The organism is Acinetobacter sp. YH12205 (genome assembly GCF_013418125.1).
Taxonomy (GTDB): Bacteria; Pseudomonadota; Gammaproteobacteria; order Pseudomonadales; family Moraxellaceae; genus Acinetobacter; species Acinetobacter towneri.
This window is the reverse complement of record NZ_VPCQ01000005.1, coordinates 182,963-195,631: the sequence shown is the minus strand read 5'-3', so window position 1 is coordinate 195,631 and position 12,669 is coordinate 182,963. Positions and strand designations below refer to the sequence as shown.

The 12,669-nt window shown below is 42.0% G+C and carries 12 protein-coding genes; 9 read left to right on the top strand and 3 right to left on the bottom strand.

The annotated features are described in order from the left end of the window. Positions 1-156 precede the first annotated feature (156 nt). The gene (gene tusA, locus FTU92_RS08715) at positions 157-414 is read right to left on the bottom strand and encodes a sulfurtransferase TusA (protein WP_004975955.1); all 258 of its coding nucleotides are present in this window, start codon (positions 412-414) and stop codon (positions 157-159) included. A 197-nt stretch (positions 415-611) separates the two neighbouring features. Between tusA and FTU92_RS08710 the strand changes: the two genes are divergently transcribed. Together FTU92_RS08710 and lnt are read left to right on the top strand one after the other, a co-directional pair. After that, positions 612-1,451, top strand: a complete 840-nt coding sequence (locus FTU92_RS08710) for a CBS domain-containing protein (RefSeq protein WP_004975954.1) — start codon at positions 612-614, stop codon at positions 1,449-1,451. Continuing rightward, positions 1,448-3,004 carry an apolipoprotein N-acyltransferase gene (lnt, locus tag FTU92_RS08705; protein ID WP_180096099.1) on the top strand — a complete coding sequence of 519 codons (1,557 nt, stop codon included), beginning with the start codon at positions 1,448-1,450 and terminating at the stop codon, positions 3,002-3,004. The genes FTU92_RS08710 and lnt overlap by 4 nt, the downstream gene beginning before the upstream one ends. A gap of 111 nt (positions 3,005-3,115) precedes the next feature. Here lnt and gspG read toward each other — a convergent pair whose 3' ends face one another. Beyond that, complete coding sequence (gene gspG, locus FTU92_RS08700) at positions 3,116-3,550, bottom strand: type II secretion system major pseudopilin GspG (protein WP_004975950.1); 435 nt, start codon at positions 3,548-3,550, stop codon at positions 3,116-3,118. A 76-nt stretch (positions 3,551-3,626) separates the two neighbouring features. Then, entirely contained in the window at positions 3,627-4,832 is a 1,206-nt protein-coding gene (gene gspF / locus FTU92_RS08695) for a type II secretion system inner membrane protein GspF (protein WP_004975948.1), read from the bottom strand. A gap of 152 nt (positions 4,833-4,984) precedes the next feature. Here gspF and FTU92_RS08690 point away from each other — a divergent pair, with 152 nt between their 5' ends. The 7 genes from FTU92_RS08690 to FTU92_RS08660 all read left to right on the top strand — a co-directional run bounded on the left by FTU92_RS08690 (position 4,985) and on the right by FTU92_RS08660 (position 12,513). After that, positions 4,985-7,207: a primosomal protein N' gene (locus FTU92_RS08690; protein ID WP_004975947.1), complete on the top strand. Its 2,223-nt coding sequence runs from the start codon at positions 4,985-4,987 to the stop codon at positions 7,205-7,207. Between the two features lie 72 nt (positions 7,208-7,279). Continuing rightward, positions 7,280-9,121 (top strand): monovalent cation:proton antiporter-2 (CPA2) family protein, encoded by a 1,842-nt coding sequence (locus FTU92_RS08685; RefSeq protein ID WP_180096097.1) that lies wholly within the window; start codon positions 7,280-7,282, stop codon positions 9,119-9,121. Between the two features lie 50 nt (positions 9,122-9,171). After that, a complete protein-coding gene (gene hslO, locus FTU92_RS08680; RefSeq protein WP_180043898.1) occupies positions 9,172-10,047 on the top strand; it encodes an Hsp33 family molecular chaperone HslO in 876 nt (291 codons plus the stop codon). A 258-nt stretch (positions 10,048-10,305) separates the two neighbouring features. Next, entirely contained in the window at positions 10,306-10,770 is a 465-nt protein-coding gene (locus FTU92_RS08675) for a DUF2147 domain-containing protein (protein WP_004975938.1), read from the top strand. Positions 10,771-10,979: 209 nt separating this feature from the next. Beyond that, positions 10,980-11,441: a DUF2147 domain-containing protein gene (locus FTU92_RS08670; protein WP_004975935.1), complete on the top strand. Its 462-nt coding sequence runs from the start codon at positions 10,980-10,982 to the stop codon at positions 11,439-11,441. Positions 11,442-11,823: 382 nt separating this feature from the next. Next, positions 11,824-12,159, top strand: a complete 336-nt coding sequence (locus tag FTU92_RS08665) for a chaperone modulator CbpM (protein WP_096901332.1) — start codon at positions 11,824-11,826, stop codon at positions 12,157-12,159. 90 nt (positions 12,160-12,249) lie between these two features. Then, complete coding sequence (locus FTU92_RS08660) at positions 12,250-12,513, top strand: YdcH family protein (RefSeq protein WP_131261090.1); 264 nt, start codon at positions 12,250-12,252, stop codon at positions 12,511-12,513. Positions 12,514-12,669: the final 156 nt, after the last annotated feature.

Here is a 12,669-nt window from a genome sequence, read left to right as displayed (position 1 = left end):
AAATTAAAAATAAAGTTGAACGTCATGGCTAAAAACACAAAAGGCATATTTCAACTTGCATGAATTGCAAATGAAATATGCCTATATGGATCACATGACTATTTTATCGTGTTTAAATTATAGTGTTCTAAAAGTGCTGAGGCTAATTTTTGCCTATTAGCCTTTTTTCACCAAATAATGAAATTCTTTATTGCCTTGCTCATCTAAGCGTTCTTCTTGCAATAACAACTCATGCCCCAAATGCATGCAAAATTTTGGAATATCCCAAGACGTCGAATTGTCAGTTGCAAACACTTCAACCACATCGCCAGACTTAGATTTGCGAATGGCTTGATGCAGCATCATCACAGGTTCAGGGCAACGCAAACCGCGGGTATTCAGTTGAATACTAGGTGTGACAGGAAGTTCAGACATGCACAGACTCGATATTAAAACATCGGGCTAGTTTAGCATAAAGCGCAGCCTTGTTTTATGTGTTCCCGCTACGCACAGCAACACATCTCGTGACGTAATTGCCGTCATTTTCTCCCAAGATTAGCAATAGACAACTGTATTTTCTAAGGTATGATTAAGCTAAGTTTTTTAGATATAAAGAGTCTTTAGGAAAGATCATGCACGAGGAATCAGGCCCATCGTGGGGTATGCGTGGCCTAAGAAAATGGTTAGGCACTGCACCAGAAACCCGCGATGAATTGCTAAAATTAGTACAAGATTCACGTCGTTTTTTAGAACCCGATACGGTGGCAATGCTCGAAGGTGTTCTGGATTTACCTGCCACCAAAATCCGTGAAGTCATGACCCCACGTACCGCCATGATTAGCTTACAAGAAGATGATGAGCTACTCGACATTTTGCATGTACTGGTCGAATCGGCACATTCACGTTTTCCTGTGTTCTCATCTGACCAACCCGACAACGTGGTGGGGATTTTATTGGCAAAAGATTTATTGCCTTTACTGACCGAACAAAGAACCAAAGTCGATATTCGCGCCTTAATGCGTCAGCCGTTATTTGTGCCTGAAAGTGCTCGTTCAGACCAAGTATTGCGTATGCTCAAAAACACCCAAACCCATATTGCAGTGGTGATTGATGAGTATGGCACCACTTCGGGCTTGGTTACTTTAGAAGATATTTTAGAAGAAATTGTCGGTGAAATTGAAGATGAACACGACAATATTGACGAAGAAGCAGAATACATCATCCCCGATCACGACCCAAAAACGGCAAATACTTGGTTAGTACAAGCACTTACACCAATCGAACATTTTAATAATGTTTTAGATGCAGATTTTTCTGACGATGAAGTAGAAACTGTGGGCGGTTTATTGCTTCAGGAAATTGGTTTGGTGAGTGATTTGCAAGGACAAGTGATTGTGATTGGCAACTGGGAGTTTACCATTCTTGAAGCAGATGCCCGCACTATTCATCTGATTCGAGCCGTACGTCAATGAGGACTTTTTTTTCCAAGCTGTCTAATCCTGCAGAACATCAACAACTGCCCTTAATTTATCCATTAATCATTGCCCTATTGGCAGGTGCAGTGTTTAGTTTGGCACTTGCTCCCTATCATTACTGGTGGATTGCCTTACTTTCACCTGCTTTGCTGTATGCGACTTTAAGCAAACGCACCCCGAAACAGGCCTTTTTGATTGGTTGGTCTTACGGGATTGGGTTGTGGTTTGTCGGAGCATTTTGGCTCTATACATCCATTCACGTCTATGGCGACACCAATGCCTTTTTAAGCGTGCTGATGATTGTCATTATGGCGCTGTTGATGGGTTTGTTTACTGCCGTACAAACGTGGTTATATCGTCGGTTTTTCCCTGAAACACCACTGACTTTTGCACCGCTATGGGTATTTTTTGAATGGGCGAAAACTTGGGTCTTTACAGGTTTTCCATGGCTGTTTGCAGGTTATGCCTTCACCGAACGCTTTTTGGATAGCTATGCACCGTTGTTTGGTATTTTCGGGGTGTCTTTTGTGGTCATCTTGCTGGCCTGTGCGTTGGTTGAAGTCCTTAAAAAGCGTATCTTCTGGCTGATTCCATCGGCAATTTTACTTTTGGGTGCATGGGGTGCAGCACAACTCAGTTTTGTAACTGCAAAATCTGAAAAGCCACTCTCGGCTTCTCTGATTCAAGGCAACATTCCTCAAGACTTAAAGTGGCTAACCGAATACCAAATTAAGACCTTGGAAATTTATACCCGCTTGACCCGAACTGAATGGGGACGCGACATTATTGTTTGGCCTGAATCATCCATTCCAATGTTCCAGACCGATATTGAACCGTTTTTGGATGCCATGAAAACACAGGCTGAAAAAACGGGCAGTTCGTGGGTGACAGGTATTCCGTATTGGGACTTGCCTGAATCACAAGTGCAGCAACATCCAATGTATTACAACAGCATTATGGCAACGGGAGATGCGGCTGAAGGCTTGTATAAAAAGCAGCGTCTGGTGCCTTTTGGTGAATATATTCCGCTTTCAGGCTTACTGAGTTGGGTACTACCTGCGATGCAAAATGACCCATCCATGAGTGGTTTTTCACGTGGAGCGTCTGAGCAAAAACCGCTTGCAATTAAACAGCATCATTTGGGGGCAGCCATTTGTTATGAGGTGGCTTATCCGAACCTGACCCGCCGCAATGCTAGCCAAAGTGACTTTTTGGTAACAGTATCCAATGATGCTTGGTTTACGGGTACTGCAGGGCCATTGCAACATTTACAAATGGTACAAATGCGCGCCAAAGAAAATGGACGCTGGTTTGTTCGTGCCACCAATACAGGTGTGACCGCATTTATTGACCATCATGGGCATATTGTCAAACAAGCGCCAATGGATCAGGAATTTGTGCTGCGTGGTGATCTGCCTGCCATGCAAGGTCAAACACTGTATACCCAACTCAGCGATTGGCCTGTGCTGATTTTCTCATTGCTGTTGTTAATTATGGGGTGGATTTATCGACCACGTCAGGTGGATGTGTCGTTTAAATCACGTCGTTAATAGTACTGTTCAATAGCGGCTAGAAATAACCATTCATAAAAAAACCGAGCATTAAGCGCTCGGTTTTTTTGGAGTTCACTGAATCAATATATAGACTCAACTCATCTTCTATTAAGGCTGATAATAAATGTCGGCATCGGTACCTTCACCACCCTGCTGACCATCTGCACCAAAAGAATATAAATCAAATGGACGACCTTCTGAACCCGGAATCACATATTGGATGTCATTATCCCAACTGTCTTTCGGATAGCCCCCTTTCACATAACCGCCTGGCAACCAGTTTTTAGCCGAAGCAGGCTGATTCACCAAGGCATCTAAACCACCGTCTTGCATTGAAGGATATTTTTGATTATCGAGTTTGTATTGATCGAGTGCGCCAGCCACACCTTTTAAAGTAATAACCGTAGTATCTACTTTGGCTTTTTCACCACGTCCCATTACGTTCGGTACGATTAAAGCCGCCAACACACCTAAAATTACAATCACCACCATGACTTCAATCAGGGTAAAACCAGACTGTTTACTCGGTTGCTTCTGTTTCATTCAATCTCTCTCATTTATTTATATCAATTCGACATTTATTTTAGATTCTGTTTGAAGAACGATGCTTCAAAACGATTTAAATCATATTGTTCATATTCACAATTGGCAGCATTACCGCAATCACAATCACCAGTACAATACTCGCCATCAGTACCAACATCAACGGTTCTAATAATGCCAACAGGGTAGAAATCAGTGTGGTCACTTCACGGTCTTGCATGTCTGAAGCACGTGACAGCATACGGTCTAACTCGCCCGAGGCTTCACCACTTTTGATCATTTGTACCATCATCGGTGGGAAATAACCACTGCGCTCTAATTGCGTCGCCAAGTTACCACCTTCAGTGACTTTTTCTGCCGCCAAATTGACCGCATCACGAATGACCCAGTTGTTACTGACCGCAGCACCAATATTTAGCGCATCCACCAAAGGCACACCCGACTGAGTCAAAATAGACAAGGTACTGGCAAAACGCGCGGCATTAATCCCACGTGATAATTTTGCAAATAACGGCAACTTTAAGGTTAAACGGTCAAAGGCATAATGCCCTGCGGTGGTGCGTAAAAAACGCACCAACAACAATACCCCCACCACAGAAGCCACCAGTAAAAACGGCCATGCAACACGAATAAAATCACTGGCTTTCATTAATGCCACGGTGATCCACGGCAAGGCATCTTTGCTCTGATCAAAGGTTTTAACAATATCGGGTACGACATAAGTCATTAAACCCATCACAATCGCAAAAGACATCAGCATTAAAATGATGGGATAAATCATCGCCCCTTGAATTTTTTTCTGCATGGCAAAGCGGTTTTCGGTGTAATCTGCCAATTGTTCCAGAATTAAATCCAAATGCCCCGAACGCTCGCCTGCGGCAATGGTGGCAATATATAAGTCTGGAAAACGCCCCGATTGTTGTAAAGCATTGGCCAGTGAATAACCTTCCAAAACTTTGGAACGCACCGACATCAGCAAATTTTGCACATGGGCTTTTTCACTTTGTTTACCCACAGCGCGAACGGCTTCTTCCAAAGGAATCGCAGCAGCCACCAAAACCGATAACTGACGGGTCAGCAAAGCCAAATCATAGGCGGTGATTTTTTTCTGAAACCATTGTTTGCCACTGTGTTTATCTTTTTGTTCAACGGTATCGACACTGACAGGAATCCATTCTTTGTCACGTAATTGCTGACGGATTTGTCGTGCAGAATCACCCTCTAAAACACCTTTTTGCTGCTTCCCTGAAGCGTCAATGGCAGTAAATTGATATGCTGGCATTGTAATGCTCTAATTTTCCAAAATTTCTTGCAACGCAGTTGCGTCTGACCACTAAAATCATTCATATTCTTAGATATAAATTCTGTGCTCACTCTAACACATGCCAAAGTCGAGCACGAAGCCATTTTTCACAGGACGATACGACTTTTTCTATGCCAGATTCCACTTTAGACCCACAGCCTGTTTATCGTATTCGAGTGGCTGTACCCGTATATCTTTACGACTGCTTCGATTATATGCTCAGTGCAGCACAATATCAGCAAGCAGAAGTGGGCGCGCGGGTCTTGGTTTCTTTTGGTCGGCAAAACTTGGTCGGAATTATTGTCGAAAAACTGGCACTCGACACCCCAATTGATCCACGTTTTAAACTCAAAGCCATTAGCGAACTGTTAGATGAGCAAGCGATTTTAGACCCTAAAGTTTTAACTTTGTTGACATGGTCGGCACAATATTATCAATTCCCGATTGGTGAAGTGATGCAAAGTGCCTTACCTAGCTTATTGCGCCAAGCCAAACCCTATAATTTATTGGCACGTACTTGGAAATTGTTGGATGCACATGCTGAAGCTAAAATTACACGCTCAGAAAAACAACAAGAAGCCTATAAAATTTTAAAGCTGCATCCTTCGGGAACTTCTGAAAATATTTTAAATTTGGCAGGCATTGAAACAGCAACCCTAAAAGCCTTGGCGAATAAAGAAATTTGCGCATGTGTTTTGGAAGCCCAAGATTTTAGCCCAATGCCAGTGACTTTGGCGCAAATGCCTTTAACCCCTAATCCAGATCAGAAAAAAGCCATCGACAGCGTACTTAAAGTACGGCAGCAATATAAGGCATTTTTACTGGATGGTTTAACGGGTAGCGGTAAAACTGAAGTGTACTTACACATCATGCATGAGGTACTAAAACAGGGCAAACAAGTGTTGGTGTTAGTACCTGAAATTGGTCTAACGCCACAAACCATTAGCCGTTTCCAATCGCGTTTTCACTGCCACATCGCCCTCTTACATTCAGGTTTAAATGATTCCAAGCGTTTGCAGGCGTGGCAAGCCGCACAAACGGGCAAAGCCTCGATTATTTTAGGTACACGTTCTGCGATTTATACCCCATTGCCAAATTTAGGCTTGATTATTTTAGATGAAGAACACGACCTGTCTTTTAAACAGCAGGAAGGTTTTCGCTACCATGCCCGTGATGTTGCGCTCTATCGTGCCCATCTGGAAAATTGCCCTGTTATTTTAGGTTCGGCAACTCCAAGCATTGACAGCTATGCACTAGTCGATCAAGGCAAAATGCAATGTCTGGAATTAAATCAACGCGCGGGCACGGCACTCATGCCCAAAATCCACCTGATTGATTTAAAAATTGCCAAAAAACAGCACGGTATTAGCCAACAATTGATTGATGAAATCAAAAAACGCTTGGCTAAAAAAGAACAAGTTTTGGTGTTTTTAAACCGACGCGGCTATGCACCCGTATTGATTTGTGAGAGCTGTGCATGGCAAGCCAAATGCCCGAATTGTGATGCCAACTTTACCTTGCATCATCAACCTTATACACATTTGCATTGCCACCACTGCGGTACGATTCATCGTAAACCTGAGCAATGCCCTGCCTGCAACCATGCAGAACTCAAACCAATTGGCATGGGCACTGCCAAAGTCGAAGACAGTTTAAACGAGCTGTTTCCCAATGTAGATGTGATTCGGGTAGATCGTGACTCAACCAGTCGTGTTGGCAGTTGGCAAAAAATTTATGACCGTATTCAACGCAGCGAACCACTGATTTTATTGGGCACGCAAATGCTGGCCAAAGGGCATCATTTTCCGTATGTGACATTGGTGGCAATTTTAGATATTGATTCAGGCTTACTTAGTGTGGATATTCGCGCACCTGAACGCACGGCTCAACTGATTGTGCAAGTGGCGGGACGTGCAGGGCGTGGTGAGCATAAAGGTGATGTTTATTTGCAAAGTGTGCGTCCTGATCATCCACTTCTCACCACATTGGTCGAGGGAGATTACCGCAAGTTCGCCAAACAAAGTTTAAAAGAACGCAAAGCTGCACAATTACCGCCTTATCGTTACAGTGCTTTGATTCGCTGTGAATCTAAAAGTCAGGAATTAAACCAGCAATTTTTACAACAACATGCACAATGGCTTAGAGAACATTCAGAACAATTAATTGAAATTTGGGGGCCGATTCCTGCGCCAATGGAACGTAAAGCAGGACGTTTCCATGCACACATGGTGTTGTTGTCTAAAGATCGGGCACGCTTACATTTTTATATCAGGAACTGGTGGCAAAATATGTTGCATGAAAAGCCATCCAGCATGAAACTAAGTTTAGATATAGATCCGCAAGAATTTAGCTAATACTGTAAATTGAAACTTAGCTGTATCAGCACTTATTTCAATAATCCACCGCTTTAAACTTTGGATGACCACATGTCCTTATTGTTACAAATAACCATTTTTCTAGGCGCTTCATTGGTTTTGGTTCCCTTACTAAAACGCTTTGGTATTGCGACCGTATTGGGCTATTTGTTTACAGGCATTTTGCTAGGGCCTAGCGTATTCAATATTGCCAGCGACCCCGATGATATTCAGGAACTGGCAGAATATGGTGTGGTGTTCCTGATGTTTATTATTGGCTTAGAACTGCGTCCGCAACGGCTGTGGAAAATGCGCAAGCCCATTTTTGTTTTGGGTAGTTTACAGGTCGGCATCACGGGTATTCTACTTGCAATCTTGGCTTTTTTTGCCTTACAGCAAGGCATTGCCTCAAGTGTGGTGATAGGTTTTGCACTGGCACTTTCCTCTACAGCCTTTGTGCTACAAATGTTGCAAGAAAAGCAGCAACTCAACAGCAGTTATGGACAACAATCCTTTTCCATTCTGCTGTTTCAAGATATTGCCGCCATTCCTTTAATTGCCATCATTCCCATGTTAGCAGGTGCAGAATCGACTCATCATGGCATTGCTTATTTTGCTGCAATCATGGCGACCTTTAGCGGTTTGTTCTTATTTAGCCGTTATCTCATGCGTCCATTTTTTCGTTTTGTGGCTAAAAGTGGCGCACATGAACTGATCACTGCTGTCGGTTTATTCATTGTACTTGGCGTGGTCAGCATTATGGATGTGCTGGGCATTAGCACCACCTTAGGTGCATTTTTAACAGGCGTATTGTTGGCAGATTCCGAATTTAGACATGAGTTAGAAGCCAGTATTGCCCCATTCAAAGGCTTATTGCTAGGCTTATTTTTTATGACCGTCGGGATGAGCACCGAACTGGCAATCTTAATGAATACCCCTTGGCTGATTGTAGGCGGTGCATTGCTGCTCCTGCTCATCAAACTGATTAGCCTCACGGCCATTGCCCGTTATTTCCAATATTCTTGGCGCAATAGTTTGTTGTTGGCGACTTGCTTGGCACAAGGCGGTGAGTTTGCCTTTGTGGTGCTCAGTGTCGCACAAAGTGAAAGTGTGCTCAGCCAGTCCATGCTGCAACCACTGACCTTAATTGTGACTTTGTCGATGGTGTTGACCCCAATTTTATATTGGTTGATGAGCAGTCAAATTATTCCTCGCTTAGAACGTGAAAAATCGCCTGAATATGACGAAATTCCCGATACACATCACCCCATGATTATTGCGGGTTTTGGTCGTTTTGGACAAATTATTGCCCGTGTGGCGTACTTGCAGCATCTGCACTTTACTGCCATCGACAGCAATATGGATAAAATTGATTTTGTGCGGAATTACGGCGGTAAAGTCTATTATGGCGATGCCACTCAACCTGAAATTTTACGTGCCGCAGGCATCGAGCATGCCAAAATCTTTATTCTAGCCATTGATGATATTGAAGACTCAATGAACGTGGCACGGCATATTCGCCTGAATTATCCAGCGCTAAAATTACTGGTACGCGCTCGTGATCGTCATCATGTGCACTTATTGCGCGATTTAGGCGTTACCTATATTTGGCGTGAAACGTATTTATCCTCTTTAGGCATGGCCTATCAGGCTTTGCGCGATTTGGGCATTAATGAAAAAGATGCCTATAAAAGCATTGAGTTGTTCCGTGATTATGATGAACAACTCTTGGCACAACAGCAGCACATTTATACCGATGAACAAAAAGTATATGAAACCCATCGTAACGCTTTGGCAGAACTGGAACACCTGTTTGAAAGTGATGCACAAAACCGTGAAATGCCCTTGGGTGTCGATTTAAAACGCGGCTTGCATAGCAGTCATATTGATGTAACACGTGATGCAGCAAACTGACTTGTGTTTTACAATATTGCCACCATTAAAACAGGGTTATGGAGAATTTTATGTCTGATTTACGCCAACGCTTTTTTATTGAAGATAGCCCTGTTCGTGGTGAAGTAGTTCATCTCGAAGAAGCTTTGCAAACCATTTTGAAACAACGTGATTATGTGCCTGCGGTACAAGTGTTGTTGGGAGAAATGCTTTGCGCCACTGCCCTACTGGCCAGTACCCTAAAAATTAAAGGGCGTATTAGCTTACAAATTCAGGCATCTGGCACATTTAAATGGGCCATGGCGGAATGTAACCACTTGGGTGAAGTGCGTGCGTTGGCAGACTACGAACAAGACCCGCGCTTTTTAAGCGCTGAAGACAGCAGTACCGTCCTGAAAAGTTTGGTCAGTCCTGTACTGTTTATTAATATCGAGCCTGAATTTGGTGAGCGTTATCAAGGTATTGTGCCTTTGGACAAAGCCAATTTAGCTGAATGTTTAATGCAGTATTACGACTTATCGGCACAAATTCCAACTCGTATTGTGTTGGCAAGCAATGCCGAACGTGCGGGCGGTTTGCTGATTCAATTGTTGCCGCGTAACAGTGAAGAAGAACAACAACGGGTCGATGAAGATTTATGGCCGCGTGTGACCATGCTGACTGAAACCTTAAAAGCGGAAGAATTGACTGATTTAGACGTCAATGAAATTTTGTACCGTTTATACAATGAAGAACAAGTGCGTTTGCCTGAAGTGGAAGCCTTACGTTTTGGTTGCACTTGCTCCAAAGAGCGCTGTGCCAATGCCTTAATGCAAATTGGTGTTGCTGCGGTACGTGAAACTTTGGAACATAAGAACCCTATTACTATGGATTGTCAATTCTGCAGCACACAATATAGCTTTAGTGCCGAAGAAGCCTTAGGTTTATTTGGAGAACATCTCAGTTAAATGGCATGGTGAATACCATGATTAATATGTGATGCAATGCTGAAAATTCATCAAAAATGAGCAGTACATTCTGCTCATTTTTTATTTACGTGATGACCATCGTCAAAACCTATTATTTTATTACTTTTCATGTGATTAATTTCACAAAACTTTCATGCAATTACTAGAAAATACCGCGTAAATTGGGTATAAATAATCCCATATTTTTTTTATGCCTTTATATATTTTAGGCTGCTTCTTCTCTGGGATATTGATTTTATGAACACCCTGTTCTTTTCTCGTTTAGCATTCATCAGCGCGATTTGCTGTTCAAGTTTAGCTTATGCAGCCAATGCAGACCCACTTTTGGGCAAATGGAAAACATTAGACTACCGCACAGGTTTTTCATTGTCTGACGTAGTCATGAGTAAAGATAAACAAGGTGCGTATGCCGCTACGATTATAGAACTACGTGCGGTTCCTGGTGCACCGCGTTTGGAAAATTGCACACTCTGTACGGGTAAAAATAAAGATAAGCCACTGTTAGGTTTTGTGCCATTAAGTCACTTAAAAGCTACGCCAAGCAATCAAATTGAATTTTATGAAGGTGACTATTTAGACCCGCGCACAGGTAAACAATATAAAACTCGTGCACGTTTAAGCAGCAATGGCAAACATTTAACCCTTTATAATGTAGACCTTGCCACCAATGCCAGCCGCAAAATGACGTGGGTGAAATACTGATTTTATTCCTCACCAATGCGATAAAAGCTGTGTTCTGCACACTTTTATCGGAATGATTAGATTTAAATTACCAACTCCATAACACTTATATCTTTTCCTGCCTGACATCTCACACTGCTCAATTTGCTTGTTTATTACATTCTTGCTATAAAACCCGAAATAGAATTTTTACTCTATTTTTTAAAATAACAATTTTGGGGATGCTGTTCATGAAAATAAATTTCAGAGGGATTTTTGCGGGTTTCGTTTTAACAACCCTCTCAAGTGTTGGCTTTGCAGAAAGCGATCTACTGGTCGGTAAATGGAAAACCATTGATGATCGCACAGGTTATTCACGTGCCGATGTCGAAATTCGCAAAAAGCCAGATGGCACTTATGAAGGCATTATCGTGGAAACCCGTAATATTCCGGGTGCAGAAAAAATGGTGATTTGTAGCAATTGTCCAGGTAACTTAAAGAATAAACCTTTTATTGGCTTGCCATTTATTTGGGGCTTTAAACAAGATGCTAAAAACCCACGTGAATTTAACCAAGGTCATGTTTTAGACCCAATTGGCGGTAAAGTTTATAAAGGCAAAGCTCGTTTAAGCGCTAACGGTAAGCGCCTCACCTTACGTGGCTATGTAGGTGTTTCAGTGATTGGTCGCAGCGTGACTTGGGTAAAATACTAATTCCAAAAACTAAGATATTGATTTACAGGGTTCTTTTTAAAGAGCCCTTTTTATTACCAAATTTTGAAACAATCCTTTTAAATACCGTACGACCGTTCAATCCAAAATATTGAAATAAAGGATGGCATTGAATAAAAAATAGACTAATATCTATAAGACATCTATACGCACAAGCCAAATTGACACATCAATATAACAGGCGTGAGCACAGCAAAGGGTTGGCTGAATTTCACCAAAGGAATACAAATAAAAGATTCTATTACAGCGTACACAGGCTAAATTAAAGAGAATCACTTATTGGATATCCACCAATTATTGATGTAAAGCAATCCCTCATTTCAGGCGAGCCAACTCGTTTGAATTCGATCAGAAGGAGTATGCCATGACCACTATTTTATATCGTGAAATCACTTCAGACGGACAGCACACAGAAATTATTGAAGAATTTACCCAGTTAGATTTAAAAAAATTTGCCGAAGCGTGTGGGCAAAGCCCTGAATGGGTCTTACAACTTTTAGAATATGACATCCTGCCTTCCCGCCCTGCCGAACGTATCCACCAATTTTTTGGTGAAGATATCAACCGTGCACGCCAAGCCTATCGGCTGCAACGTGATTTTGATGCCAGTTTTTCAGCTGTCGCCATGATGCTTGACCTGATTGATGAAGTGCAAAAATTACGTAAAGAAGTTAAACATCTGAATTTTCAACATAGTTAATCCTCACGCTCTAGTTGTGTGATTCATCACCTTGCTAGAGCGTTTTTCTTTCTATGCCCGTAAATTTTTTTGATGAGAATGATCTACACAATGAAAACTAAAGACTGCAACAAGAAGATTAAAAATATGTTTCCTGAGTTTCGTGATTTAATTCAGGGATTACGCGACAGCAATCCACATTTTTCAAAAATTTTTGAAGATCACGAACAGCTAGACCGTGAAATTAGCCAGTTAGAGCTTGATCCTGTGCATCAGATTAATGATGACATTGAAGCGCTGAAACGCAAAAAATTAAGACTGAAAGATGAAATGTATCACTTGCTGCTTAAAGCGCAAAATGATCAATTAGCTTAAAAGCTCATACAAGTCTAAACCGTACATCTAAATGCAATGATATGCAGGACACAGCAAGAAAAGGCAAAAAGCAAAAAAGATGGCATATTCAAATCTGAAGCTAGTGTTCAAAAATCTGCCATCTTGAGCTAAATGTCTGACTATCCTGCTCAATCT